This is a genomic window from Pedococcus bigeumensis (genome assembly GCF_039531795.1).
Lineage (GTDB): Bacteria > Actinomycetota > Actinomycetes > Actinomycetales > Dermatophilaceae > Pedococcus > Pedococcus bigeumensis.
In genome coordinates, this window is the sequence record NZ_BAAAQS010000003.1 from 152,649 (window position 1) to 176,568 (window position 23,920).

26 protein-coding genes and 1 tRNA gene are annotated in these 23,920 nt (G+C 70.8%); 11 read left to right on the forward strand and 16 right to left on the reverse strand.

The window, feature by feature from the left end:
* Positions 1-12 precede the first annotated feature (12 nt).
* The 4 genes from ABD262_RS11290 to ABD262_RS11305 all read left to right on the forward strand — a co-directional run bounded on the left by ABD262_RS11290 (position 13) and on the right by ABD262_RS11305 (position 3,549).
* A complete protein-coding gene (locus tag ABD262_RS11290; protein ID WP_344135760.1) occupies positions 13-573 on the forward strand; it encodes an NADPH-dependent FMN reductase in 561 nt (186 codons plus the stop codon).
* Between the two features lie 82 nt (positions 574-655).
* Positions 656-2,098 carry a Na+/H+ antiporter NhaA gene (nhaA, locus tag ABD262_RS11295; RefSeq protein ID WP_344135762.1) on the forward strand — a complete coding sequence of 481 codons (1,443 nt, stop codon included), beginning with the start codon at positions 656-658 and terminating at the stop codon, positions 2,096-2,098.
* 47 nt (positions 2,099-2,145) lie between these two features.
* The gene (locus ABD262_RS11300) at positions 2,146-2,550 is read left to right on the forward strand and encodes a phage holin family protein (protein ID WP_344135765.1); all 405 of its coding nucleotides are present in this window, start codon (positions 2,146-2,148) and stop codon (positions 2,548-2,550) included.
* Positions 2,551-2,637: 87 nt separating this feature from the next.
* Entirely contained in the window at positions 2,638-3,549 is a 912-nt protein-coding gene (locus ABD262_RS11305) for an alpha/beta fold hydrolase (protein WP_344135768.1), read from the forward strand.
* 210 nt (positions 3,550-3,759) lie between these two features.
* On the opposite strand, the gene ABD262_RS11310 is transcribed toward ABD262_RS11305, so the two are convergent.
* From ABD262_RS11310 to nth, 3 genes are read right to left on the reverse strand one after another with little or no spacing between them, the layout of a single operon-like run.
* Entirely contained in the window at positions 3,760-4,971 is a 1,212-nt protein-coding gene (locus ABD262_RS11310) for a MarP family serine protease (RefSeq protein WP_344135771.1), read from the reverse strand.
* Complete coding sequence (locus tag ABD262_RS11315; RefSeq protein ID WP_344135773.1) at positions 4,971-5,663, reverse strand: NUDIX hydrolase; 693 nt, start codon at positions 5,661-5,663, stop codon at positions 4,971-4,973. The genes ABD262_RS11310 and ABD262_RS11315 overlap by 1 nt, the downstream gene beginning before the upstream one ends.
* Positions 5,660-6,406 (reverse strand): endonuclease III, encoded by a 747-nt coding sequence (gene nth / locus ABD262_RS11320; RefSeq protein ID WP_344138160.1) that lies wholly within the window; start codon positions 6,404-6,406, stop codon positions 5,660-5,662. Before nth ends, ABD262_RS11315 begins: the two co-directional genes overlap by 4 nt.
* Before the next feature lie 120 nt (positions 6,407-6,526).
* Here nth and ABD262_RS11325 point away from each other — a divergent pair, with 120 nt between their 5' ends.
* Entirely contained in the window at positions 6,527-7,204 is a 678-nt protein-coding gene (locus ABD262_RS11325) for a Crp/Fnr family transcriptional regulator (protein WP_344135777.1), read from the forward strand.
* Positions 7,205-7,273: 69 nt separating this feature from the next.
* On the opposite strand, the gene ABD262_RS11330 is transcribed toward ABD262_RS11325, so the two are convergent.
* The 4 genes from ABD262_RS11330 to sp36 form a co-directional block, all read right to left on the reverse strand.
* Positions 7,274-7,996, reverse strand: coding sequence for an MBL fold metallo-hydrolase (locus ABD262_RS11330; RefSeq protein WP_344138162.1), 723 nt, complete (start codon positions 7,994-7,996; stop codon positions 7,274-7,276).
* 211 nt (positions 7,997-8,207) lie between these two features.
* Positions 8,208-9,059, reverse strand: coding sequence for an NUDIX hydrolase (locus ABD262_RS11335; protein WP_344135780.1), 852 nt, complete (start codon positions 9,057-9,059; stop codon positions 8,208-8,210).
* A gap of 5 nt (positions 9,060-9,064) precedes the next feature.
* Positions 9,065-9,541 (reverse strand): RidA family protein, encoded by a 477-nt coding sequence (locus tag ABD262_RS11340; protein ID WP_344135783.1) that lies wholly within the window; start codon positions 9,539-9,541, stop codon positions 9,065-9,067.
* Positions 9,538-9,696, reverse strand: a complete 159-nt coding sequence (sp36, locus tag ABD262_RS11345) for a Sp36 family protein (protein WP_344135786.1) — start codon at positions 9,694-9,696, stop codon at positions 9,538-9,540. The genes ABD262_RS11340 and sp36 overlap by 4 nt, the downstream gene beginning before the upstream one ends.
* Before the next feature lie 36 nt (positions 9,697-9,732).
* Here sp36 and ABD262_RS11350 point away from each other — a divergent pair, with 36 nt between their 5' ends.
* Genes ABD262_RS11350 through bagB form a run of 3 tightly spaced genes read left to right on the forward strand, consistent with a single transcriptional unit; the run spans position 9,733 to position 12,752 of the window.
* Complete coding sequence (locus tag ABD262_RS11350; RefSeq protein WP_344135789.1) at positions 9,733-10,494, forward strand: alpha/beta hydrolase family protein; 762 nt, start codon at positions 9,733-9,735, stop codon at positions 10,492-10,494.
* A gap of 9 nt (positions 10,495-10,503) precedes the next feature.
* Positions 10,504-11,505: an ATPase BagA gene (gene bagA, locus ABD262_RS11355; RefSeq protein WP_344135792.1), complete on the forward strand. Its 1,002-nt coding sequence runs from the start codon at positions 10,504-10,506 to the stop codon at positions 11,503-11,505.
* Positions 11,505-12,752, forward strand: coding sequence for an ArsA family ATPase (gene bagB / locus ABD262_RS11360; protein ID WP_344135794.1), 1,248 nt, complete (start codon positions 11,505-11,507; stop codon positions 12,750-12,752). The genes bagA and bagB overlap by 1 nt, the downstream gene beginning before the upstream one ends.
* A 179-nt stretch (positions 12,753-12,931) precedes the next feature.
* Here the strand turns inward: bagB and ABD262_RS11365 are convergent, their stop codons facing one another.
* A complete protein-coding gene (locus tag ABD262_RS11365; protein ID WP_344135796.1) occupies positions 12,932-13,267 on the reverse strand; it encodes a WhiB family transcriptional regulator in 336 nt (111 codons plus the stop codon).
* Positions 13,268-13,540: 273 nt separating this feature from the next.
* Between ABD262_RS11365 and ABD262_RS11370 the strand changes: the two genes are divergently transcribed.
* Positions 13,541-15,982: a transglycosylase domain-containing protein gene (locus ABD262_RS11370; RefSeq protein WP_344135800.1), complete on the forward strand. Its 2,442-nt coding sequence runs from the start codon at positions 13,541-13,543 to the stop codon at positions 15,980-15,982.
* Between the two features lie 63 nt (positions 15,983-16,045).
* On the opposite strand, the gene ABD262_RS11375 is transcribed toward ABD262_RS11370, so the two are convergent.
* Positions 16,046-16,510, reverse strand: a complete 465-nt coding sequence (locus tag ABD262_RS11375; protein ID WP_344135803.1) for a GatB/YqeY domain-containing protein — start codon at positions 16,508-16,510, stop codon at positions 16,046-16,048.
* Positions 16,511-16,607: 97 nt separating this feature from the next.
* On the opposite strand from ABD262_RS11375, the gene ABD262_RS11380 reads away from it, so the two are divergent.
* Positions 16,608-17,555: a metallophosphoesterase gene (locus tag ABD262_RS11380; protein ID WP_344135806.1), complete on the forward strand. Its 948-nt coding sequence runs from the start codon at positions 16,608-16,610 to the stop codon at positions 17,553-17,555.
* Positions 17,556-17,670: 115 nt separating this feature from the next.
* Positions 17,671-17,747 (forward strand) — tRNA-Pro (locus tag ABD262_RS11385).
* Between the two features lie 81 nt (positions 17,748-17,828).
* Here the strand turns inward: ABD262_RS11385 and ABD262_RS11390 are convergent.
* The 7 genes from ABD262_RS11390 to ABD262_RS11420 all read right to left on the reverse strand — a co-directional run bounded on the left by ABD262_RS11390 (position 17,829) and on the right by ABD262_RS11420 (position 23,918).
* Positions 17,829-18,968, reverse strand: coding sequence for a tyrosine-type recombinase/integrase (locus ABD262_RS11390; RefSeq protein WP_344135809.1), 1,140 nt, complete (start codon positions 18,966-18,968; stop codon positions 17,829-17,831).
* A complete protein-coding gene (locus ABD262_RS11395; RefSeq protein WP_344135812.1) occupies positions 18,965-19,159 on the reverse strand; it encodes a helix-turn-helix transcriptional regulator in 195 nt (64 codons plus the stop codon). Before ABD262_RS11395 ends, ABD262_RS11390 begins: the two co-directional genes overlap by 4 nt.
* A gap of 38 nt (positions 19,160-19,197) precedes the next feature.
* On the reverse strand, positions 19,198-20,694 hold the full coding sequence (locus tag ABD262_RS11400; protein ID WP_344135815.1) for a replication initiator: 1,497 nt from the start codon (positions 20,692-20,694) through the stop codon (positions 19,198-19,200).
* A 69-nt stretch (positions 20,695-20,763) separates the two neighbouring features.
* Positions 20,764-22,332, reverse strand: coding sequence for an FtsK/SpoIIIE domain-containing protein (locus ABD262_RS11405; protein WP_344135818.1), 1,569 nt, complete (start codon positions 22,330-22,332; stop codon positions 20,764-20,766).
* Positions 22,333-22,347: 15 nt separating this feature from the next.
* Positions 22,348-22,599: a hypothetical protein gene (locus ABD262_RS11410; RefSeq protein WP_344135821.1), complete on the reverse strand. Its 252-nt coding sequence runs from the start codon at positions 22,597-22,599 to the stop codon at positions 22,348-22,350.
* Positions 22,596-23,060, reverse strand: coding sequence for a plasmid replication, integration and excision activator (locus ABD262_RS11415; RefSeq protein ID WP_344135824.1), 465 nt, complete (start codon positions 23,058-23,060; stop codon positions 22,596-22,598). The genes ABD262_RS11410 and ABD262_RS11415 overlap by 4 nt, the downstream gene beginning before the upstream one ends.
* Before the next feature lie 81 nt (positions 23,061-23,141).
* Positions 23,142-23,918 (reverse strand): GntR family transcriptional regulator, encoded by a 777-nt coding sequence (locus ABD262_RS11420; protein ID WP_344135828.1) that lies wholly within the window; start codon positions 23,916-23,918, stop codon positions 23,142-23,144.
* Positions 23,919-23,920 lie beyond the last annotated feature (2 nt).

Sequence of the window (23,920 nt, forward strand, 5' to 3'; positions counted from 1 at the left end):
TAGGCTCTCGCCATGGCCTCCATCCGCCTGTCCGTCGTCATCGCCAGCACCCGTCCCAAGCGGATCGGCCACCAGGTCGCCGAGTGGGCGCTCGAGGCGGTCCCGGCCGACTTCGACGTGACGGTCCACGACCTGCGCGAGCTCGACCTGCCCTTCCTCGACGAGCCGGGCCAGCCCGCCGACGGCAACTACACCCACGAGCACACCCGCCGGTGGTCGGCGGCCATGCTGGCGACCGACGCGCTGGTGCTCGTCATGCCCGAGTACAACCGCGGCTACAACGCTGCCCTGAAGAACGCCATCGACTACCTCTACGCCGAGTGGGAGGGCCTGCCGGTGGGCTGCGTCGGCTACGGCTGGCACGGCGCGAGCTACGCGAAGTCGGCGCTTCGACAGACCCTCGAGCGCGTGAAGATGACCGTGGTCGACGGCCCCGGGCTCTCCTTCGGGAAGACCCTCACCCAGGAGGGCGAGGTCAGCGCCAGCGACGAGGACGACCAGGCCCTCGCCGCGATGTTCGCGGTGCTCCGGGACCGGGCTCGCAGCGAGACCCCCACCGTCGCCCGCGACTAGGATGGACCGCAGGTGAGCCGGGAAGTCTGGTCGGCGGCGTCCGCGCGGACGTCTGTGCCCGTTGCCGACCCCTGAGGAACCCATGAGCCTCAACCCCTTGCGGCCCCGTCTCTTCGCCCGCACCACGTGGCAGGAGGCGCAGCACGTCGCCGGGGCCCTGCGCACCGAGACCGTGGGTGGCGCCCTGCTGCTGTTCGCGGCCGTCACCGCACTGGCCTGGGCGAACTCGCCGTGGCACGCGGCCTACAGCGGCTTGCGCGACACCACGCTCGGCCCGGCTGCGCTGCACCTCGACCTGTCCCTCGGGCAGTGGGCGGCCGACGGCCTGCTCGCAATCTTCTTCTTCGTCGCCGGCCTCGAGCTCAAGCGCGAGTTCCTCGTCGGCGAGCTGCGCACCCCGTCCAGGGCCGCCCTGCCCGTGGCCGCCGCCGTGTCCGGCGTCGCCCTCCCGGCCCTCGTGTATGCCGGGTCCGTCACCCTCCTGGGCGCGCAGGGTGACGCGCTGCGGGGCTGGGCGATCCCGACGGCGACCGACATCGCCTTCGCGCTGGCCGTGCTCGCGGTGATCGGCACCCACCTGCCGTCGGCGCTGCGCAGCTTCCTGCTCACCCTCGCGGTCGTCGACGACCTGGTCGCAATCACGATCATCGCGGTCTTCTACACGAAGGAGCTCGACCTCCCCCTGCTCGCGCTCGCCCTGGTGCCGCTGGCCCTCTTCGCGGCCCTGGTCCAACGCCGGGTCGCGCACTGGTGGCTGCTGCTCCCCCTGGCCGCCGTCACCTGGGCGCTCGTGCACGCCTCCGGCATCCACGCCACCGTGGCGGGCGTGCTGCTGGGGCTCGTCGTGCCGGTGAAACCGCAGACCCGGGCGTCGCGGGTGTCACGGGTGCCGACGGTGAGCCCCCTCGACGCCGACACCGACGTCGCGCACCGGTTCGAGCACCGGCTGCGACCGTTGTCGGCCGGGGTCGCGGTCCCGGTGTTCGCGTTCTTCGCCGCCGGGGTCAGGGTGGTGGGTGGCGGCTTCGGCGACAGCCTCGCCGACGAGGCCGCGGTCGCGGTGGTCCTCGCGCTGGTCCTCGGCAAGCTGGTCGGGGTCTTCGGCGGCACGTGGGTCTTCGCGCGGTTCACCCGGGCCGAGCTCGACGACGACCTGGCCTGGTGGGACGTCGTGGGGCTGTCGCTGCTGGCCGGTATCGGGTTCACCGTCTCGCTCCTCGTGGGCGAGCTGGCCTTCGGCACGGGCAGCCCCCGCGACGAGCACGTGAAGCTGGCGGTCCTGGTCGGGTCACTGGTCTCGGCGATCCTCGCCACCGTGGTGCTGCGTGCCCGCAACCGGGTCTACCGGCGCCTCTGGGAGCTGGAGTCGCGCGACGACGACGGCGACGGCATCCCCGACTGCTTCGAGGCGCCGGACACAGTGCCCGCCGCGGCATCGGCCGGGCCCACGCAGGGAGCGTCGGGCGAGGTCACGGAACGGGCATCGGACGAGGTCACGGATGTGGACGGCCAACGACGCCGTTAGGGTTGGGAAGCCGGCACACCGGACACGAGGAAGCGAAGGTGAGGCGCATGGCTCCCAACCAGCTGAACAACGACGGCACCGAACGGACCATCGGTCAGCTCGTTGCCGACGCCACCCACGACGTCTCGACGATCGTCCGCAGCGAGATCGCGTTGGCCAAGGCCGAGATCGCGGCTGACGCCAAGCGGGCCGCAGCGGGCGCCGGCATGTTCGCGGCCGCCGGGTTCGTCGCCCTGCTCGGGCTGATCTTCCTGTTCCACACCATCGTCGCCGTGATCGACATCTGGCTCCCCGAGTGGGCCGGCTACCTGATCACCACCGGGCTGCTGTTCCTCGTCGCCGCGGTCCTCGGGCTCGTGGGGCGCAACAGCATGAAGAAGATCAAGGGCAAGCCCGAGCGCACCATCAAGAACGCCCAGGACACCGTCACCGCGGTCAAGTCAGCGTCCTGACGGACCCCCACCCGGAGCGGTACCCTCACCGGGCCAGCGACAGACGCGACCCGTCCACCGACACCCAGCCGAACGGCATACCCAGCCATGAGTCTCGACGCCTCGATGGTCCTCATCGAGGGCCCGTGGGAGCACCGGTTCGTCGCGGCCAACGGTGCGCGCTTCCACGTCGCCGAGCAGGGCGAAGGGCCGATCGTGTTGCTGTTGCACGGCTTCCCGCAGTTCTGGTGGGCGTGGCGGCACCAGATGGCAGCCCTGGCCGAGAGCGGGTACCGCGCCTGCGCGATGGACCTGCGCGGCTACGGGGCGTCGGACAAGCCCCCACGCGGCTACGACACGCGCACGTCGGCGACCGACGTGGCGTCGGTGCTGCGTTCGCTCGGGGGATCACGCGCGGTGGTGGTCGGACACGGCTGGGGCGGCTGGATCGCGTGGAGCATGCCGACCCTGCAGCCCACCGTGACCCGGGCCATCGCATCACTGTCGATGCCCCACCCGCTAGTGTTCCGGAAGGCGTCGTTCGCGAACCCGCGCCAGCTCAGGGCGAACGCCTACCTGGGCGGGTTGCAGAGACCGTTCGTCCCGGAGCGGCAGATGACCGTGCACGGCGGCTACGTCCAGCGGCTGCTGCGCGAGTGGGCCTCCCCCGAGGGGATCTGGCCCTCACCGGAGGAAGCCCGGATCTACGCCGACGCGATGGCGCTGCCGTTCGTGGCCCACTCCGCCGCGGAGTACTACCGGTGGGTGGTCCGCAGCCAGGTCCGGCCCGACGGCTGGAAGTTCGCGGCCCGGATGAGGACACCGATCAGCCTGCCGGTGCTCCAGCTGCACGGCGAGCACGACGGTGCGGTGCTGGCCGACACGGCGGGCGGCTCGGCCTCCTACGTGACCGGCCCGTTCGAGCGACACCTCGTGCCGAACGCGGGTCACTTCCTGCCCGAGGAGGCCCCCGACGTGGTCAACCAGCACCTGCTCGACTGGCTCGCCACCCTCCACTGAGGCGACGCGGTCTCACCCGCACTTCCTGCGTGCAGGTGGTCACCAGACCCCCGAAACCACCGATCCGTGACCACCAGATGGCAACAAGTCCTCGGAGTGGGTGACTTGTTGCGTGCAGGTGGTCACCAGACCCCCGAAACCACCGATCCGTGACCACCAGATGGCAACAAGTGCTCGGGGTGGGGGTGCGAGAGGGATATGCCGGGTGGCTCAGCCGGCGACGCAGGCGCCGGTGTCGACCGGGGTCGAGGCGCTCGAGGCGGCGTCGAGGACGGGCTTGGCCTCGTCCATCGTCAGCGCGTAGCCGGTGCTGGCGTCGTCGAGCGACTTCGCGAAGACGACGCCGACCACGCGGCCGTCGGTCGACAGCAGCGGGCCACCGGAGTTGCCGGGACGCACCTGGGCGTAGAGCGAGTAGACCTCACGACTGGTGCCGGGCTGGCCGTAGATGTCCGAGCCTCGGGCGTCGACGACCTCCCGGACCCGCGCGGCGTCGAGCCGGTAGGGACCGTCGAGCGGGAAGCCGGCCACGACCCCGCTGTCGCCGCGGGCCAGGTCGGCTCCCTGGCTCAGCGGCTGGGCCGGCAGGCCGGGCACGGCGAGGACAGCCAGGTCGCGCTTGGCGTCGAAGATGACCACGCGGCCGACGTAGGACCGCCCGGTGCCGTGGATGCGCAGGGTGGCGGTCTCCATGCCGGCGACGACGTGGGCGTTGGTCACCACGCGCTCGCGGGCGACGACCCAGCCGCTGCCCTCCTGCCCGCGGTTGCAGGCATCGGCGACCCCGGTGATCTTGATGACCGAGGCTGCGGCTGCCCGCACCCCTGCGGTCTGGGCGACAGCAGGGTCGGGAGGGGCGACCGGGGCGATCCGCTCGCTCTCGAGGCCGTCGAACACGCGCGGGAAGCCCTCGCGGTCGAGCACCTCCCGGAACGACGCGAACAGTCGCGACGTGCCCGGCGGCACCACCGTGTCGATGGCGCGCAGCACGCGGGACTCACCGATGGCCTTGGCGATCGGGGCCGGCGCACCCCCACGCAGGGCACCGGCGATGAACCAGACGAGCACGGCGGCCGAGAGGACGACGGCGACGGCGCCGGCGCTGGCATCGAACCACTGGGCCGGCTTGATCTTCAGCCGCGACCGCAGCGACCCGCCGACCGCCACGGCGACCGCCTGGCCGGCGGACGCGAGGATGAACACCCCGGCGATCAGGACGACCGAGCGCAGCAGCGGCGACGACTCCAGCTCGGTCCACTGCTCGATCCCCTTGGGGACGAGCCACATGGCGAGCGCACCGCCGGTGAGGAACCCCGCGAGGGACAGGACGCTGACCACCAGACCCTGGCGGAACCCGGTGAACGCATAGCTGATGAACAACAGGATCAGCAGGTAGTCGAGGACGGTCAGTCCGAGGAACATCAGGCTCGGCCTTCCGTCGCGGTCCGGGTGAGGGCGTCCTGCGATCCCCCCGGCCGGTAGCGGTCGGGGAGCGGACGCTCGACGCTACGGTCCCACGGAACGGTCAGCCCGCCGAAATCGAGCACCGCGGACAGCAGGCCGGCCGTGAACCCCCAGACGAACAACCCGTCGAACTCGAACCCCGGCCCGCGGTAGCCGCTCGGGTGCGACACGGTGAACCGGGCCGCGGGGTCGAGCAGCTCCGCCAGCGGCGCCCGGACGGCTCGATGCACCTCGGTCGGGTCGACCGTGTCGAGCGGGCTCGGGTCGCGCCACCAGCCGAGCACCGGGGTGACGACGAACTGGCGGGGGCTCAGGTAGATGTCGGGCAGCTCCGCCACGACCTCGATCGTGGCGGGGTCGATCCCGACCTCCTCCTGCGTCTCGCGCAGGGCGGCCGCGGCGTTCGAGGGGTCGGACGGCTCGCGCTTGCCGCCGGGGAACGAGATGTCGCCGGGCTGGGTCCGCAGGGTGTGGGCGCGCTCGGTGAGCACGACGTCCTCGCCCCCGGCCGGCGACGGGCCGAACAGGATCATCACGCTGGAGCGTCGGCCCCCCTCCGGCGGCGGGGCGAAGGTCTCGAAGTACCCGCGGTCCGCGGCGGCGATCGCGTCACGGGCGCGGTCGATCCAGGAGGGACGGCCGAGGGTCACGGCGCGCGGGTCCCGGTCACATCGGCCTGCGCCACCGCACCGGAGCCGGCAGCGGCAGCCGACGCCGCGGCATACGGGTTGGTCGCCCCGGGCGCGAGCTCGAACTTGAGCAGCTTCTCGGCCTTGACCGGGTCGGTCTCCCCCACGCCGTAGGAGGGGCACAACCGGGCCACGGGGCACGCGCCGCAGGCGGGCTTCTTCGCGTGGCAGGTGCGGCGGCCGTGGAAGATCAGGACGTGCGACAGCATCGTCCACTCCTTGCGCGGGATCAGCGCCCCGACGGCGTGCTCGACCTTGACCGGGTCGTCCTCGGTGGTCCAGCCGAACCGGCGGACCAGCCGGCCGAAGTGGGTGTCGACGGTGATGCCGGGGATGCCGAAGGCGTTGCCGAGCACGACGTTCGCGGTCTTGCGGCCGACGCCGGGGAGCGTGACGAGGTCCTTCATCCGCGGCGGCACCTCGCCGTCGAAGCGCTCGACCAGGTCGGCGCCGAGCTTCATCACCGAGTTGGTCTTGGCGCGGAAGAAGCCGGTCGGCTTGAGCAGCGCCTCCATCTCCTCGCGGTCCGCCCCGGCCAGCGCGGCGGCGTCGGGGTAGCGCGCGAAGAGCTGCGGCGTCACCTTGTTGACCATCACGTCGGTGGTCTGCGCGGACAGCACGGTCGCCACCAGGAGCTGCAGCGGGTTGTCGAAGTCGAGCTCGCAGTGGGCATAGGGGTAGTGCTCGTGGAGGATCCGGTACATCCGCCGGGCACGCCGCGTCAGGGCGACGGGGGACTCGTCGCCGGCAGCGCGCGCGGGAGCTCCAGACACCACCACAGACTACGGGGCGAGGCAGACATCCGACGTGGCACACTGTCGCCCGTGGATCACGACGTGGTGAAGAAGGCCCCGCTGTTCGCAGCGCTGGACGACGAGGCGTCGACGACGTTGATGGCCTCGATGACGCAGACCCGCCTCGAGCGCGGCGACGTGCTGTTCACGGAGGGTGACCAGGGCGACCGGCTCTACGTCATCCGCGAGGGCAAGGTGAAGCTCGGGCGCCGCAGCGCCGACGGCCGCGAGAACCTCGTCGCGATCCTCGGCCCGGGTGAGATGTTCGGCGAGCTCAGCCTGTTCGACCCCGGCCCGCGCACGATGACGGCGACCGCGGTGGCCGAGACCCAGCTCCTGGGCATCGGCAACGACGACCTCAACGGCCTGCTCGAAGGGCGCCCCGGCGTCGCGAAGGTCCTGCTGGCCGCGCTCGCCAAGCGCCTGCGCCGCACGAACGAGAACCTCGCCGACCTCGTCTTCACCGACGTCCCCGGCCGCGTCGCGAAGGCCCTGCTCGACCTGTCGGCCCGGTTCGGACGCCCCGTCGAGGAGGGCATCCTGGTCGCCCACGACCTCACCCAGGAAGAGCTCGCACAGCTGGTCGGCGCCTCCCGCGAGACGGTCAACAAGGCGCTCGCCGACTTCGCCACGCGTGGCTGGCTGCGGCTCGAGGCGCGCGCGGTGCTGCTGCTCGACGTCGAGCGCCTCAAGCGCCGGGCCCGCTGACCTTCCCGTTGCGCCACTGACGACCCGCCACTGACGGCCGCCGGTCACCCCCGGCGCGTCGTCGGCGGGTCAGCCGCGCGCCCGGAGGTACTCGAGCTGGGCCGCCACGCTCTGCGCCGCCGCCGGCCAGACCTCGCGGGGCACGTCGGCATACACGCGCTCGACCACGGCCTGCACCGGGTCGGGTGACGCGGCCGCTCCGTCCGCGAGCGCCTGGCGCACCTGCTCGAGGCGTTCGGCGCGATGGGTCCGGTAGAAGGCCACCATCGCCGACGCGTCCGGCACCACGGGCCCGTGGCCGGGCAGGATCGCGGTCACCTCCCCGTCGCCGGTGAGCTGCGCGATCCGCCCCAACGACGCCAGGTATGCCGCGAGCTCACCGTCGGGGTGCGCGACCACCGTGGTGCCGCGGCCCAGGACCGTGTCGCCGGTGAGGAGGGCGTGGTCGGCGGCGAGGGCGAACGACAGCGAGTCGGACGTGTGCCCGGGGGTGGCGACGACCCGCAGCTCGAGGCCCCCGGTCGTCACGACGGCACCGTCGGCGAGGTCGTCGTGGCCGCGACCGACCGCCCGGGTCGGCGCGCCGGTCAGCTCCGCGAAGCGGCCCGCCCCCTCGGCGTGGTCGGCGTGGCCGTGGGTGAGGACCGTCTGGGCGACACGGGCACCCTTCGCGGCCACGGCGTCGACCACCGCGCGCAGGTGGCCCTCGTCGAGCGGGCCGGGGTCGATCACGACCGCGTCGGTCGAGCCGGGCTCGAGCAGCACCCAGGTGTTGGTGCCGTCGAGGGTCATCGGGCTCGGGTTGGGGCAGAGGACGCAGAGCGCCCGCTCGGTGACCTGGCCGCCGTGCCAGTCGCCGACCGCCGCCGACGGCTCGGGCGCCTCGGCAGCGCTCACCCCGACCGCCCCCTCCACGAACCTTTGCTAGCAAGGGTTTCGGGTTCACGGACAGGTTGCAGCCTGTCCGTGAACGAGTTTCCTCTGCTAGCAAAGGTTGCTGGACTCATCGGGGAAGGTCCGCCCGCATCACCAGGCCGTCGCCGGTGTCGACCAGCTCGGGCTGCACCGGGGCGATGACCGGCGTCTCGGCGATGAACTCGGCTGCGGACCTGGCCGCGGCCACCTCCTCGACCGCGACGACAGTGGGCGGCAGCATCAGCGCCCGCCCGTCGCGCCAGGCCGCCAGCAGGTCGGCCGGACGCACCCAGTCGGCCTCGTCGGCCTCGGTGGTGTCGTCGTCGGCGCGCTGGCCCTGCGGCACCGCGGCGCTGAAGAACCGCGTGTCGTAGCGACGCGCCTCGAACTCCGGGGTGATCCAGTGGGCGCGGTAGCCCAACAGGTCTGAGCGCAGCACCAGCCCGTGCTGCTCCAGCACCTCGGACAGCGACGCCTCGCGGTCGAGCAGGCGCCGGCGCTGCTCGTGCCAGTGGGCGCCGCTGACGTCGGAGATCACCTCGTCGGGCGAGGGCCCCGCCAGCAGGACGCCGGACTCCTCGAACACCTCACGGACCGCCGCCGCGACCAGCACCCGGGCCGTCGGCTCGTCGACCTCGAGCCGCGCGGCCCACTCGGCCGGGGTCGGGCCGGCCCACGGCAACGCCGCATCGGCGTCGCGCGGGTCGACCCCACCGCCGGGGAACACCATCATCCGCGGCGCGAACTCCATCGTCGCGACCCGGCGCAGCATGAAGACCTCAACGCCGGCGGCGCCGTCGCGCACGAACATCACCGTGGCGGCGCGCTTGGGCGGCACCGGTCCCGACGGGTCGGGCGCACTCAGCCAGGAGTCCGCCCGAGCCCGCAGCGACGGGGAGTCGGCGATGGGGAACTCGCGCCTGACCACCGCGTCGGCCATCCGGTCTACTCGTCGGCGAGGGCGACGACGATCTCGACCTCGACGGGGGCGTCCAGCGGCAGCACGGCCACCCCGACGGCCGACCGGGCGTGGATGCCGGCGTCGCCGAAGGCCTTGCCGATCAGCTCGCTGGCGCCGTTGATGACGCCCGGCTGACCGGTGAAGGCCGGGTCGGAGGCGACGAACCCGACGAGCTTGACCACCTGGGTCACCTTGTCGAGGTCGCCGACCAGGCCCTTGACCGCGGCGATCGCGTTGAGCGCGCAGATCTCCGCGAGCTTCTTCGCGTCCTCCGGCGGCACGAGCCCGTGGCCCTCGCCGACCTTGCCGGTCTGCACGAGCGCCCCGGCCACCATGGGCAGCTGGCCCGAGGTGTAGATCCGGCGTCCGTCCTGGACGGCCGGCACGTAGGCGGCCACCGGCTTGGCGACCTCGGGCACGGTCAGGCCGAGCTCGGCCAGGCGGTCCTCAACGGCACTCATGCGGCTTTCTCCCTCTTCAGGTAGGCGACCAGGCCGTTGCCGTCGGGCCCGGTGAGGACCTGGACGAGCTCCCAGCCGTCCTCGCCCCACTGGTCGAGGATCTGCTTCGTCGCGTGGACGATGAGCGGCACCGTCGCGTACTCGAACTTCTTCATGGGTTGCAGCCTAGCCACCACTGGCAGGATGGCCGCATGGCCCGTGACCCGATCCAGGTGCTCGACGAACGGGCTGCCCCGCCGACCCGCACCACGCCCTACGGCGAGGACCCCGCCCAGGTCTACGACGTGCGCCTGCCCGAGCGCGTCACCCGTCGCCTCAGCGTGGTCGTCGTGCACGGCGGTTTCTGGCGACCCGAGTACGACCGCACCCACGCCGGCCGGCAGGCGCAGGCGTTCGCCGACGCGGGTTACCCGACAGCGGTCCTCGAGTACCGCCGCCCCGGCATGCCCGGTGGTGGATGGCCCGGGACCGCCGACGACATCGCGCACGGCGTCGCCGCGGTCCGCCGCGACCCTGACCTCGACCGCCCGTGGGTCCTCGTCGGCCACTCCGCCGGCGGCCAGCTCGTGACCTGGGCCGCGGCCCAGTCGTGGGCGCACGGCATCCGCGGAGTCGTCAGCCTCGCTGGTGTCGTCGACCTGGCCCACGGCGTGGCGAACGACGTGGGCGGCGACGCGATCCCGACCTTCCTCGGCGGCCGGCTGGCCGACCTCCCCGACGTCTATGCCGCGGCCGACCCGTCGCGGCTCCCACCCGCCATACCGACGCTGTTGCTGCACGCCCGCGACGACGACGTCGTGCCCTTCGAGCTGAGCGAGCGGTATGCCGCGGCCCACCACGCGCCGAACGTGCGCCTCACGCCCGTGGACGGCGGCGGCCACTACGGCTTGATCGACCCGGAGCACCCGGCGTTCGCCCGGGTGCTCGAGGCCCTCGACCTGCTCGCCTCCTAGGCTGGGGTCATGCCCCCGGCCCACGACCTGTCGAAGGTCCGTCTCCACGTGGTGACCGGCAAGGGCGGCACGGGCAAGACGACGGTCGCTGCGGCGATGGCCCTCGCGCTGACCCGACAGGGCAAGCACGTGCTGCTCGTGGAGGTCGAAGGACGGCAGGGCATCTCGCAGACCTTCGACGTGCCACCCCTCGGTCACACCGAGACGCGGATCGTGCACGACCGCAGCGGCGGCCAGCTGTGGGCGATCTCGGTCGACGCCAAGGAGTCGCTGCGCGAGTACCTCCAGAAGTTCTACAAGGTCGGCAAGGCGATGACGGTGCTCGATCGCTTCGGAGCGGTCGACTTCGCGACGACCATCGCTCCAGGGGTCCGCGACGTCCTGCTGATCGGCAAGGTCTACGAGGCGGCGGGGCGGCGAACCGGCAAGGGGCCGGCCGCCCCGACCTACGACGCCGTCGTGCTCGACGCCCCACCCACGGGGCGGGTCGTGCGGTTCCTCAACGTCAATGCCGAGGTCGCCGACGTCGCCCGGGTGGGGCCGATCCGCTCGCAGGCCGACTCGATCACCCGGATGCTGCGCAGCCACACCACGGCGGTGCACGTCGTGACGCTGCTCGAGGAGATGCCCGTCCAGGAGACCGTCGACGCGCTGGCCGAGCTGCGCCGCACCGACCTCCCCCTGGGCGCGATCGTCGTGAACCAGCTCCGCGACCCGCTCCTGACCGACGCAGCCCTCGCGGCGGTGCGGCGAGCGCCCAACGGCAGGCTCGCCAAGGGTGTGGCTGCCGACCTCGCCACCGTGGGCGTGCAGGTGACCGAAGGCGTGGTCGCCGGGCTGCTGGCCGACGCGGTCCACCACGCCGACCGGGTCGCCCTGGAGCGCGAGCAGGAGGCTGTCCTCGCGCAGGAGGGCCGGCTGACCGTGCGGTTGCCGCTGCTCGCGGAGGGCACCGAGGGCGGCGGGATCACGGTCCTGGCCCAGGCCGTCGCCGAGCAGGGGATGGTCTGATGCCTCCCCGCACAAGGTCCGCCCGGGCCGCCGCGTCCTCGACGTCTCCCGCCACGGCCACGGCTCGCCCCGGCACCGGAGCCGCGCAGCTCGACCTCGCCACGCTGCTCACCGACCCGGAGACGCGGATCGTCGTCTGCTGCGGTGCCGGCGGGGTGGGCAAGACCACGACCGCCGCCGCGATGGGGCTGTGGGCCGCCGAGCACGGTCGCCACGTCGTCGTCCTCACCATCGACCCCGCCCGCCGGCTGGCCCAGTCGCTGGGCCTCAGCGAGCTCGACAACACCCCACGCCCGGTGGCCGGCGTGGGCGACGGCGCGGGCACCGCGGACTCGGGGGGCACGCTCGACGCCATGATGCTCGACATGAAGCGCACCTTCGACGAGGTGGTCGAACAGCACGCCACCCCCGAGAAGGCCGCCCAGATCCTCGCGAACCCGTTCTACCAAGCAGTCTCGAGCTCGTTCGCGGGCACCCAGGAGTACATGGCGATGGAGAAGCTTGGCCAGCTCCGCGCCGAGGCCGGACGTGACGGCCGGTGGGACCTCATCATCGTCGACACTCCCCCGTCACGGTCCGCGCTCGACTTCCTCGACGCCCCCAAGCGGCTCGGCTCGTTCCTCGACGGGCGGTTCATCCGGCTGCTCTCCGCCCCCGCCAAGGCCGGCGGCCGGGCCGGCTTCAAGGTGTTCAGCGTCGGGGTCAACGTCGTCACGAACACCCTCTCGCGGGTGCTCGGCGGTCAGTTGCTGCAGGACGTCCAGACCTTCGTCGCCGCCCTCGACACCATGTTCGGCGGGTTCCGTGAGCGGGCCGACCTGACCTACGCCCTGCTCAAGGCTCCCGAGACCGCGTTCGTCGTGGTCGCGGCCCCCGAACGCGACGCCCTGCGCGAGGCGTCGTTCTTCGCGGGTCGCCTCGACGAGGAGGACATGCCGCTCGCCGGGCTGGTCGTGAACCGGATCCAGCGGGTGGCGGCGCCGTCCCTGACGGCCTCGCGGGCGCTCGCCGCGGCCGAGCAGCTGGCCGACGCGGAGACCCGGTCGAGCACGGCCGCCACCACCGAAGGGCTCCTGCGCCTGCACGCGTCGCTGGCGGAGACGGCGGATCGGCAGGAGCGGTTGGCGGCGCGGTTCACCGCCGGACATCCCGGCATACCCGTGGTGGAGGTGCCGGCCTCGGCCCAGGACATCCACGACCTCGACGGTCTGCGCGAGGTGGCCACAGCCCTCACGGCGCTCGTCTGACCCCACCCGCTTGATCGCACCGGCCTGGCCGCAGCCGTCCTGACCCCACCCGTCGTGACCCGGCCCCCCGGCAGACGACGGAACCCCCGACCCGCGGGGGATGGGTCAGGGGTTCTGTCGCTCCGACCTGGGGTCGGCAGGTCCGCGCAAACGGCGCGGCGTTCTCGGCTGCTGTGGGGTCAGGCGCTCTCGGCCTCGGCCGGCGTCTGGTTGCGGGCCTGGGCGAACAGAGCGGCCCAGGAGGTGATGTTGGGGCGACGCTTGAGCAGGGCCCGGCGCTCGCGCTCGGTCATCCCACCCCAGACGCCGAACTCGGTGCGGTTGTCGAGGGCGTCTGCGAGGCACTCGGCGATCACGGGACAACGCTGGCAGACGACCTTGGCGGTCTGCTGGGCAGCACCCTGGACGAACAGCGCATCAGGGTCCGACTTCGAGCAGGAACCCAACGGGGCCCAGTCGTCCATCCAACCCGTCCCGACGGGCTGGCCGCTCGGCCGCTCCGGTGCGATAGTCATTCTCAGTGCCTCCAGATACTCCTGCTTCAGACGCTTCACCGTGCGTCTTATGTCCGTATCGACGTGTGGAAACGATAGGAACTGAAGGCACTCTGCCGACATGGCCCATTCGTGTAGTTCTGGCATGACCAAAGGGACTAGTCATTCCGAGCCATGCCGACCCGCTCCGATGGGCGGGGCGAAAACTAGGCGGTAACCGGGCGCAACCGCCCCATTCCGCGCACGAGGTCGCGGGAAACGGGCCGCTCAAGGTTCGCCAGTTACCCTGTCCGCATGCAAGGACGCGCCACCAACCTCGGAAATGTCGTCAGCCTGCTCGGGGCCTTCGTCGCCACGGCGATGGTCATGGGCCTCCTGACGGCCGGTCTGCTGATCCCCGCGGTGGGCGCGACGGGGAGCGCAGCGACCTCCGGTGTGAAGATGTTCGACGACCTGCCGGGTGAGTTCACCGCGACCCAGCTGTCGCAGCAGTCGACGATCAAGGACGCGCGCGGGGGGATCCTGGCGACCCCCCAGCAGGAGAACCGCATCATCGTCAACCTCAAGCAGGTCGCGCCGATCATGCAGAAGGCGCAGATCGCGATCGAGGACAGCCGGTTCTACGAGCACGGTGGCGTCGACCCCCGTGGAATCCTGCGCGCGGCCGCGTCGAACGCCCAGGGCGGCGACGTCCAGGGTGCGTCCACCCTGACCCAGCAGTACGTCAAGCTGACGCTGCAGGAGAACGCGCTGCGGAACAACGACGAGGAGGCCGCGCAGGCAGCGGTACGCAAGAGCGCTGCGCGCAAGATCCAGGAGATCAAGTACGCGGTCACGCTCGAGAAGGAGATGACCAAGGACCAGATCCTGCAGGGGTACCTCAACCTCGCCTACTACGGTGACCTCGCCTACGGCGTCGAGGCGGCCGCCCAGCACTACTTCAGCATCAGCGCGTCGAAGCTGAACCTCCCGCAGGCGGCGCTGCTCGCCGGTCTCGTGCAGAACCCGGGCAAGACCGACCCACGGAACAACCCCGAGAAGGCGCAGGCCCGCCGAGACGTGGTGCTCGACCGGATGTACGCCCTGGGGATCATCTCGGCCAAGCAGCTCAAGTCGGCCAAGGCCATCCCCGTCAAGAAGATGCTCAAGCTGAAGAACCCGCTGAGCAACTGCGCCGCGTCCTCCGAGCCGTACTTCTGCAACTACGTCATGGAGTACCTCAAGGACATGGACAACCATGCTCTCGACGTGCTCGGCAAGACCCGCCCTGAGCGGATCAAGAACATCACCGGCGGCGGCCTGACCATCCAGACCACGCTCGACCCGCAGGTGCAGGAGCAGTCGCTCAAGGACCTCACCAAGCGGGTGCCGTACGGCAACACGGCGCTGCCCAAGGACCCGGCGGACAAGTCCAAGGCCAAGCGTTCCAGGCTGGTCGGCAGCGCGGGCACGATCATCGAGCCCAGCACCGGGCGGGTCCTCGCGATGGTGCAGAACACCAGGTACCCGACGAACAAGGCGCAGCAGAGCGCCTACGGCTTCACCGAGGTCAACTGGAACGTCGACGAGAAGTACAACGGCACGGCGGGATTCCAGTTCGGCTCGACGGCCAAGATGTTCGCGATCGTGCGCGCCCTCGAGACCGGCACGCCGGTCAACGGCACCGTGCCGTCGAAGTTCGCCAGCACCACGAAGGGCGCCGTCTACACCCCCAAGGAGATCGGCTCCTGCGCACCCGGCGGTCCGTACACGATCCACAACGACTACGCGGTCGGCGGGCGGCCGATCCCCCTGAAGAAGGCGACCGCGGACTCGATCAACACCGCGTTCGCGTCGCTGACCTTCAAGCTGGGCGCCAGGAACGTGCTCAACACGATGACCAAGATGCACCTGCACACGGGCTCGGGCGACAACCTCCCGTGCTACGCCAGCAGCGTCCTGGGCACCGGTGACGTCACCCCGATGACCCTGGCGAGCTCGTACGGGATCCTCGCGAACAACGGCAAGTACTGCCCCCCCAACCCGATCCTGTCGATCACCACCGCCGACAAGAAGCCGCTCAAGCTGGGCACCACGCCCTGCAAGCAGGTCATCGACCCCGACGTGGCCAAGGGCGCGACCTCGCTGCTCCAGGGTGTCATCAAGAACGGGACCGGCAGCAGGGCCAAGCTCGGCTCGCGACCGGCGGCGGGCAAGACCGGCACGACCGACAACCACGTGGAGTCCTGGTTCGTCGGCTACACGGCGCAGCGTGCCGCCGCGGTGTGGGTCGGCACGCCGTACTCGCAGCGCGGAATGAACCGCATCAGCCTGGGTGGCGGCTTCTACCCGGGGGTCTTCGGTGGCGACATCGCCGCTCCGATCTGGAAGAGCCTGATCGAGAATGCGTCGCAGGGCCTGCCCGATCGGCAGTTCGACGACCCGAGCGACAAGATCGTCAACGGTGACCGCATCTCGGTGCCCTTCGTCGGCGGCCTGTCGATCGCTGAGGCCACCGCCAGGCTCAAGGAGGCCGGCTTCCTCGTGCAGGTCGCGGGGCAGACCAACAGCGGCTACCCGCAGGGCATCGTGGTCTACACCAACCCGAGCGGCTCGGCGCTGCGCGGGTCGACGATCGGCCTCTACGTCTCCAGCGGCTACAACCCGCCGCCGCCCGTGCAGCCCAAGCCCCAGCCCAGCCCGACCAAGACGCCCGGCCCCAAGCCGACCAAGACCAAGCCGCCGCCCAAGCCGTGAACGACAGCGAAGGGCCCCTCACCACCGGTGAGGGGCCCTTCGCTCGTCAAGCCCACGGCACGGTCAGCCCTGGGTGAGAGCCGCCTTCACGGCGGCGGCGACGCGGCCGCCGTCGGCCCGGCCGGCCACGACGCCCTGGGCGACCTTCATGACCTGGCCCAGCTGCGGCATACCGGTCGCCCCGGTCTGCTCGATCGCGGCGGCGACGATGGTCGTGAGCTCGTCGTCGGAGAGCTGCGCGGGCAGGTAGGCCTCGAGGACGGCGAGCTCGGCCTCCTCCTTGGCGGCGAGCTCGGGACGCCCGGCGCCGGCGTAGGCGGTCGCCGCCTCCTTGCGCTTCTTGGCCTCCTTGGCCAGCACCTTGAGCACCTCGTCGTCGCTCAGCTCGCGGGCCTCGGTCCCCGACACCTCCTCGTTGGTGATGGAGGTGAGCGCGAGCCGGAGCGTGCCGGACCGCACCTGGTCACGCTGACGGATGGCGTCGGTGAGGTCGCTCTGGACGGTGGCCTTGAGGCTCTGGTCGGTCATGGCCCCAGTCTCGCAGGCGGGTGGGGGTCCGACCCACCGAGATCCGGTTTGGGTGGGGGTCCGAGCCACCGAGATCCGGTTTGCAAGGATGTCGGCGATGAACACTCCCCTGGGCACCGCGTTGGGCGCGGTCGCCGGTGCCGCCGCCCTGGGCGTGGCGGGCGTCGGCTACGCCAGCCTGGTCGAGCGCAACTGGTTCGCGCTGCGCCGGTTCACCGTGCCGGTGCTCGCACCCGGATCGCCGCCGCTGCGCGTCCTCCAGGTCTCCGACCTGCACCTCGTGCCCCGCCAGCGCCGCCGCATCGAGTGGGTGCGCGGGCTGGCCGCCCTGACGCCCGACCTGGTGGTCAACTCCGGCGACAACCTCGCGGCGCTCGACGCCGTGCCCGGGGCGCTGAGGGCGATGGAGCCGCTGTTCGCGTTCCCCGGGGTGTTCGTCATGGGGTCGAACGACTACTACGCGCCGGTGCCGAAGAACCCGGCCCGCTACCTCACCCGCCGCCACGCCCAGGCCCCGCCCGGACGGGTGCGCCTGCCGATCGAGGACCTGCGCGCCGGGCTGCGCGCCGGCGGGTGGGTCGACCTCGACAATGCCCGCACCACCCTGTCGGTCGGCGGCGCCGAGGTGGAGCTCGTCGGCACCGACGACGCCCACATCCGGCTGGACGAGTATGCCGCGGTGGCCGGGCCTGCCTCGCCCACCGCCGCCGTGACGATCGGGGTCACGCACGCCCCCTACCAGCGGGTGCTGGATCCGATGGCAGCCGACGGGGCCAGGCTGCTGATTGCCGGCCACACCCACGGCGGGCAGCTCGCCGTGCCGTTCTACGGGGCGTTGGTGACCAACTGCGACCTGCCGACCACCCGGGCCAAGGGCGTGTCGCGGTGGTGGCCGGGTGCCGGCTCGGCCCCGTCGTCGGCCGCCCCGGAGGATGCCGCCTGGCTGCACGTGTCGGCCGGGCTGGGCACCTCGCCCTACGCCCCCGTGCGGTTCTGCTGCCGTCCCGAGGCCACCCTGCTCACCCTGGTGCCCGCCACCGCCTGAGCCCGCCGCCCGGCGGGCGGCTGCGCGACGGCATACCGATTGGGAGCGGCCGGGCCGGGTGGGCTATCCTTCACTGTCGCTGCTCCCGTCGAACTGGCGTGAGCGGCGATTGCCACGGGGTGTGGCGCAGCTTGGTAGCGCGCTTCGTTCGGGACGAAGAGGCCGCAGGTTCAAATCCTGTCACCCCGACCACCACGTTTCCGCAGGTCAGTGCCACAATCAAGGCCCCTGCGACGACATCGAACGGCACGAGGGATGCGCCGTGCGAGCCCATTACGAGCCCTCGGCAATTTCTAGGGGCTCGCCCGCGGTCAGAGGCTCCCCGTTGGCCGCGTCAGCCAAGCCCTTGGCCATCATGTCCGCTGCCCTCGTCAGGGTGTCGTTGAGGACGTGCGCGTAGAGGTCGAGCGTCATGCTCGCCGTGCTGTGTCCCATGAGGCTCTGGACCGCCTTGAGGTCGCCGGTCATCCGGAGCCATGCCGTTGCAGCGGTGTGCCGCAGGTCGTGGGGACGCAGGCCTACCCGGTCGACGACCTCACACGCCTCCTTCCACCCTCCGTCTCGCCGCCAGTGCCGTGAGTCGAGGCGCGCGCCTCGCGGCGAGGGGAAGAGCGGCGCGTCCGGCTTCCCGGTCAGGTGACGCTCCACGATGGGCACCAGCTCGGGCAGGACCGGCACCATCCGGGTGACCCCTCGCCCACCCTTCGTGCCCGGCAGGGTGACTCGCTTGCCCTCCTCGTCGAGGACATGGCGACGCCTGATTGCCAGGAACAGCCGTCCGTCGTCGTCCCGCATCGCGTCGCGCTCATCGAGTGCAGCGATCTCCGACCACCTCAGACCAGCCAACGCCAGGACCAGTGCGATCTCGTGATGCGGTGGCTTGAGGGCTGCGACGAACACCCGCAGCTCGGCCAGCGAAAGCGCCTGACCAGGCGTGCCCTTGGTTCCCGCGATCTTGATCCCGACCGCTGGGTTGCGGGCGATCCGCCCGTCCTCGACCGCGTAGGCCAAGACTCCCCTGAGCACACGCAACGCGTCACGCTTGGTCCTCGGCGCAGCCAGCCCGTTCTTGGTCATCAGCCCAGCCACCCACTCACGGACCATCGGAGCCGAGATCGACGCCAGCGGCCGCCTCCCGAAGGGACCCTCGAGATAGGCATGCCAGATCGCCCGGTCGTTTCGACGGGTTGAGCCCTCGATGTCCCTCGTCGCTAGCCATCGCTCGAACAGATCGCGCGTCGGGATCTGACCGCGGGCGGGGTCCAACCATGACCCGCGGTCAATCTCCGATTTCTGCTCAGTCAGCCAGCGCACGGCGTCCTGGCGACGGGTAAACGTCCTCGAGTCCCGATGTCCTCGGTACTTCAAGAACGCCCGCCAAGCCTTGCCGTTCGGGGTCCGGTAGACGCTCATCCGGCGCTCCGGAACTTGTACGTAGCTGATTCCCCGGGCGCTTCGGTGGACTCCACCAGCCACTCGCGTAGCACGGACTCGCGCCAGACCACCTTCTTGCCGATCTTCGTCCCAGGTGCGAACTTGCCCTCGGCCCGAAGGCTCCAGACCGTGCGCGCGCAGACCCCCAGGTACTCGGCTACTTCCCTCACATTCATCAACCGCTCTCGCGGCGGCATCTCCTCGACCGTCATTGGTCGTCCCTCCTCGTCTCGTCGGATGCCTTTGCTCGCTTCTGCCCTGCCCGGTGTTGGGCGTACTCGCGTGCCCGTGCGGCAGCAGCGCGGGCCAGGGCGACGTCACCTTCGGTGTCCCAGCCGGTCCCGACGAATGACCAGGACCCCACGACGAGCGTCGTTTCGTCTTCGTCATCGGCAAGGAGCTGGGCTTCCATAGAGGCGAGGTCGACGGGTATGCCGGTGCGTTGCGGGTCGGCGATGAGGACTTGCGCTCGTCGACGTGCGCGGCGCAAGGCTCCGAGGGTGACGGAGTAGCGGCGCGACTTGGTCGCAAAGTGCCCGCGGAACCCGAGCGCGGTGTGCCACTTGCCGAGCAGTCCGTACGGCAGCTCCTTCAGCGCGCACAGCATCCGGTCCGCAACCCATTCGTCCTCGACAAGAGTCGCGAACTCCGCTGCCACGGCTTGGATCCGGGACAGGTGCGAGTTCGACTGTTCGCCGGTGGTGGTGTCGGTGGCGGACTTGGTCGAGTACTTCGCGAGGTACCCGGCGACCTGCTCGGCGTTCAAGGGTCCGGCCGGGTCGTCGGTGCGGTGGCCGACCTTCACCGGGCGGGAGTCGACTTGGGCACCGAACGTCAGCACCCGGGGGACGTCACCGGCGAAGACTGGTGGGGCGGTGAACCGCACCGATCGAACGGCCTCCTCGACAACCTCCGCCAGCAGCTCTGCGGTGACACCGTCCGGAGCGGCCGCGAATGGTTCGTCGGCCTTGGCCCCGTCGAGCCTGACGAGCGCGTGGAAGTGGATCAGCCCGCGCCGTTGGTACTCGGCCACCTTGGAGTACTGCACGGATGCGAGGTGCTTGAGCCGGGACTCCTTGACGCGGAGCCGGTGTGCCAACGTGCGCTTGATCGCGATGTTGAATCGTCGCCACAGTTCTGGCGCCCACCACTGCCACACGATGTGGGAGGCGTAATCGTAGCACTCCCAACACAGCGGCTGCCCCAGCAGCTCGTCCCCGTCGTCGTGCTTCTGGTGGCAGGTCGTGGATCTGCCGTGCTCGCACCGTGGCGTCTTGGCGTGCGGTCGACACCTGCGTCCGTTGTCACGCATCCCGTGGACGTGCCCGAACGACGGCGCGGTTACGGTCGCGAAGACCAGCGGGTTCTCCCCCACCCGCTTCGGGACTCCCTTGCCACCCGCGACCCCCGCCTTGATGAGGTGGAACATGTCGGCGGCGTAGACCCGCGAGCACGACGGGCACTCGGATGCTCGGCGGTTGCCGCACCGGATCAACGTGGTACCGAGCGGTTCGGTGTCGGAGGAGTACGTCGACAGCACCTCACCCGTGCTGGCGTCGACGCGCATCGAGGAGCCGGTCAGGTGGATCGGGTTGGCGCACGACCCAACCCGGGCGACAGCGTTGGACCAGTCCTCGAAGTCCGGCGAAAGCAGCCGCGCCATCACCTGTGACGCGACCCGAGCTGAGGCCAGGTCGAGATCCAACGCGGCCTCATCCCCGAACCCCGCAAAGGGCTCAGGCCTCGTGGCAGCGGCAGTGATGACAGTCATGGGTTAGGCCACCGGTGACCCGTCACGGTTGCGCGGCTTGCGCGGTGTGCGTGGCTTCCTTGGCTTCGGCCCTGCGTCGGGCGCCGAGTCTCGGCCCGACTCGGGTGCGACGGGTCGCGCACCCATGTTGAAGCTGGCGAGCGGGTCGACCGGTTTCGGTGCTCGTGGCTCGGTCAGGGCCGGTGACGCGGTGACCGATCCGGCGAGGGCGGCGATGTCGTCATCGGTCAGGTACGAGGCGCGGACTCTGCGGATGGCGCGGGTGCCCTCGACCCGGACGAACGCCACCCCGGGTGTTCGTTCGTTGATGTGGTCGGCGGTGGCGCCCATGTCGCGGGCGCCTTCTCCGAGGACCATGTCGACCTGGATCGGGTTGTCCAGGCGCATCGCGACCCGGGTGGGAAACAGGTCGCGCCACCCGACGACGTCCTTGCCGGGGTCTTGCACCGCCGCCAGGACGGTGATCCCGACCGCGCGGCCCTTGGTCAACAGCAGGCCAAGGGCCTTGTCGATCCGTCGCACCACGTCACGTTCGGCGAACGCGGTGAGGGTTGCGAGTTCGTCGATCACGGCCAGCAGGTGGGGTGAGTCCGGGGATGGTTGGTGCTTGCGGATACCCAGGTGGGCCAGTCGCTTGGCGCGTGCGTTCATCACTGCGACGAGGTCTTCGAGCAGGTCACACATCGTCTCGGGGGTGCCGTCCTCGAACCGGGAGAACAGCCGTTGCCCGGGGCGCAGTTCCATGCCGCCCTTGGGGTCGATGGCCCACACCTGCACCCACCCGGCATTGATGGCCGGGGACAGGCCTCGCAGCAGCGACCACAGGATGGAGCCCTTGCCAGCACCTGTAGCTCCAGCGATCAGGACGTGCGTCTGCCACAGGGAGAACCGCCACTCGGCGCCGTCCTCGTGCCGCCCGACCGGGATCCCGGCAAGGTTCACCTCCGGTTCGGACCCGACCGGCAGCGGGCCGATCGTGGTTGCAAGGACGTCGGTGCGGTGTAGCTCGATCCACACCGACCCCGGCCCCGACGCGGCGACGCGTGCTTCGCGGACCCCGAACGCGACGGCCAGCGCGTCAGCCTTGCGGGCGTAGTCGTCGAGGGTGAGCCCGGTCGGGATCGCCACCCGCAACCGCACGATCCCGGCCGGGGTGACCCTTACGTCACCCAGTCCCCCGTACACCCAGGGCTTGTTGGCCCCGGTGTGGTCGTGGACGACGAGACCGAGCCGTGGGGCGATGCGACGCCATTTGCCCGGGTATGTCGCCGACAGCCACACTCGAGTCAGGCGTGGCCGGACCTGCCCCCTGTAGGACTCCGGCCACGCCGCCCGCCACACCACCAGGCCAACGACCAGAGCGACGAGCGCGGCAACGACGGCGAGGTGCCCTGCGTACCGGTCCAAGAGCAGCAGCGAGGCTGCCGCTGAGGCGACCCGGGGGCGGCGGACCGCGAACCGGACCAGTCGGAAGACCGACCGCATGGTCAGCGCCACGAGCCGGACGACTGCCTCGAGCATCATCGGCACCGGCTCGTCGCTGCCGAACATCGGACCCCTGGGTGCACTCATCGCAGATCCCGCGCCTCAGGCCGACCGGCGAGCGTCCGCCGCGACAGACATCACCCGCGACTGGGCTGCACCAAGGGCGGAGTAGGCCCGGTGTATGCCCCGGCGGACCTCGTCGTCAGGCGCGTTGACGAACTCCCGGACCAGCTTCGCCAGTTCGGTGCGGACCCCGTCGACGCGGGCCACCTCATGCGTCAGGACGGCCGGGAGGTCCTTCACCTCCACGTCGAAAGCGTCAGCCCACTGCACCGCCTCCACGGGGCGCATCACGCCGCACCCTTCTCAGCCGGCCCTTGCGTCTTGGCAGGGGTCGACAAGTTGGGCTTGGCACCGGGGGCGTGCATCCCGTCCGCGCGCAGCGACCATCCGATCTTCGGCCGCTTGCCTCGGTCGTCGATCCATGCCGTCACGGTCAGGTTGTCGAACTCCACCGGCCTCAGCTTCTGACCCTCTACCTTCGACGGCGGTACCGGCTGCACGTCGGCGGCGATCTTCACCGTCACCTCGCCCTGGTTCTTCGGGGCGTCCTCGTCGTAGTCGACGACCCGGACCTCCCACACCCGCAGCCCGGACTCCTTGTCCCGGACCTGGACGTCTCCCGGCTCCCTGCCTTCGGCCTTCGCGGCCTGGATCAGATCGAAGTCCTCCACCGCCACCACCGACCCACGCATCCCGACACCCTCCGGGAAGACGTCCTCGAACCGGACCCGCATCCTCTGCTGAATAGCCATGCCAAACACCTCTACTTGACTAGAGCGGTTACCAACGGAAGCCAGTAAAGCACACTCCTCTAGACAAGCAAGAGGTAAATCTCAAACGGCAGGGAAGCGGTACTCCAGGATGTAACTGGGCGCAGCCTTGACTGTGTCGGTCAACTCGACAGCAGTTCCGTTGCGGTCAAACGCAATTCGACGGACCGTCAGCACGGGGGTTCCAGTCGGCAACTGCAGACGTCGCCGCTCCTCCGGCGTGGGCATCCGCGCGGCAACCTCTTCCGAGAACTCGGACAGCAGGTGCCCGAGCTCCTCCAGCCGGGCGTAGATTCCACCCGGCCCGCTGTCTCGCTCGGCGATCTTGGTGCCGTTGGCGATGACGTACGGGACGTAGGACTGGGCAAGCTCAACGGGCTGATTGTCCATGAGGTACCTGCGGCGTCGAGCAACAACTTTGGACCGTGCGGGCAGACCCAGAGCCTCGCGCACATCCACTGACGCCACTTCGCTCCCCACCTCGATCTCGTCCACGGACGGAGTGCCCACGCCTTCCGCCTCAGCGAGAAACGCAGCCTGCCCCTCTTCACGGTGGCGGCGTGCGAATCGGTCGGAGGCGACGCGACGGACAACCGGCCGATCCCTCACGAAGACGCCGCGCCCGTGCTCAGATCGCAGGAGACCCTCGGCGCGTAGATCGGCCAGCGCCTGTCGCACGGTCATTCTGGCGACGCCGAAGTGATCCATAAGCTGCGACTCGGACGGCACCCGGTCCCCGGGGCTCAGCCGACCGGAAGAGACCGCCTCACGGAGGCTCTGGGCGATCTGCTTGAAGGCTGGCGCGTCAGCGGACTTGTCGACCTGACCAAGCTCCAACATGA

Excerpts from the sequence above, each read along its gene's own strand:
- ABD262_RS11310 (WP_344135771.1), bottom strand. The coding sequence starts at position 4,971 with ATGTTCCTCGGACTGACCGTCCTCGACTACCTGCTGATCCTGTTGTTC.
- ABD262_RS11350 (WP_344135789.1), top strand. The coding sequence starts at position 9,733 with ATGGCCCGTGACCCGATCCAGGTGCTCGACGAACGGGCTGCCCCGCCG.
- ABD262_RS11415 (WP_344135824.1), bottom strand. The coding sequence starts at position 23,060 with ATGGCTATTCAGCAGAGGATGCGGGTCCGGTTCGAGGACGTCTTCCCG.
- sp36 (WP_344135786.1), bottom strand. The coding sequence starts at position 9,696 with ATGAAGAAGTTCGAGTACGCGACGGTGCCGCTCATCGTCCACGCGACG.
- nhaA (WP_344135762.1), top strand. The coding sequence starts at position 656 with ATGAGCCTCAACCCCTTGCGGCCCCGTCTCTTCGCCCGCACCACGTGG.
- ABD262_RS11365 (WP_344135796.1), bottom strand. The coding sequence starts at position 13,267 with ATGACTATCGCACCGGAGCGGCCGAGCGGCCAGCCCGTCGGGACGGGT.
- ABD262_RS11290 (WP_344135760.1), top strand. The coding sequence starts at position 13 with ATGGCCTCCATCCGCCTGTCCGTCGTCATCGCCAGCACCCGTCCCAAG.
- ABD262_RS11420 (WP_344135828.1), bottom strand. The coding sequence starts at position 23,918 with ATGTTGGAGCTTGGTCAGGTCGACAAGTCCGCTGACGCGCCAGCCTTC.
- ABD262_RS11370 (WP_344135800.1), top strand. The coding sequence starts at position 13,541 with ATGCAAGGACGCGCCACCAACCTCGGAAATGTCGTCAGCCTGCTCGGG.
- ABD262_RS11300 (WP_344135765.1), top strand. The coding sequence starts at position 2,146 with ATGGCTCCCAACCAGCTGAACAACGACGGCACCGAACGGACCATCGGT.
- ABD262_RS11340 (WP_344135783.1), bottom strand. The coding sequence starts at position 9,541 with ATGAGTGCCGTTGAGGACCGCCTGGCCGAGCTCGGCCTGACCGTGCCC.
- bagB (WP_344135794.1), top strand. The coding sequence starts at position 11,505 with ATGCCTCCCCGCACAAGGTCCGCCCGGGCCGCCGCGTCCTCGACGTCT.
- ABD262_RS11335 (WP_344135780.1), bottom strand. The coding sequence starts at position 9,059 with ATGGCCGACGCGGTGGTCAGGCGCGAGTTCCCCATCGCCGACTCCCCG.
- ABD262_RS11375 (WP_344135803.1), bottom strand. The coding sequence starts at position 16,510 with ATGACCGACCAGAGCCTCAAGGCCACCGTCCAGAGCGACCTCACCGAC.
- ABD262_RS11405 (WP_344135818.1), bottom strand. The coding sequence starts at position 22,332 with ATGAGTGCACCCAGGGGTCCGATGTTCGGCAGCGACGAGCCGGTGCCG.
- bagA (WP_344135792.1), top strand. The coding sequence starts at position 10,504 with ATGCCCCCGGCCCACGACCTGTCGAAGGTCCGTCTCCACGTGGTGACC.
- ABD262_RS11305 (WP_344135768.1), top strand. The coding sequence starts at position 2,638 with ATGAGTCTCGACGCCTCGATGGTCCTCATCGAGGGCCCGTGGGAGCAC.
- ABD262_RS11390 (WP_344135809.1), bottom strand. The coding sequence starts at position 18,968 with ATGAGCGTCTACCGGACCCCGAACGGCAAGGCTTGGCGGGCGTTCTTG.
- ABD262_RS11380 (WP_344135806.1), top strand. The coding sequence starts at position 16,608 with ATGAACACTCCCCTGGGCACCGCGTTGGGCGCGGTCGCCGGTGCCGCC.
- nth (WP_344138160.1), bottom strand. The coding sequence starts at position 6,406 with ATGTACCGGATCCTCCACGAGCACTACCCCTATGCCCACTGCGAGCTC.
- ABD262_RS11330 (WP_344138162.1), bottom strand. The coding sequence starts at position 7,996 with ATGACCCTCGACGGCACCAACACCTGGGTGCTGCTCGAGCCCGGCTCG.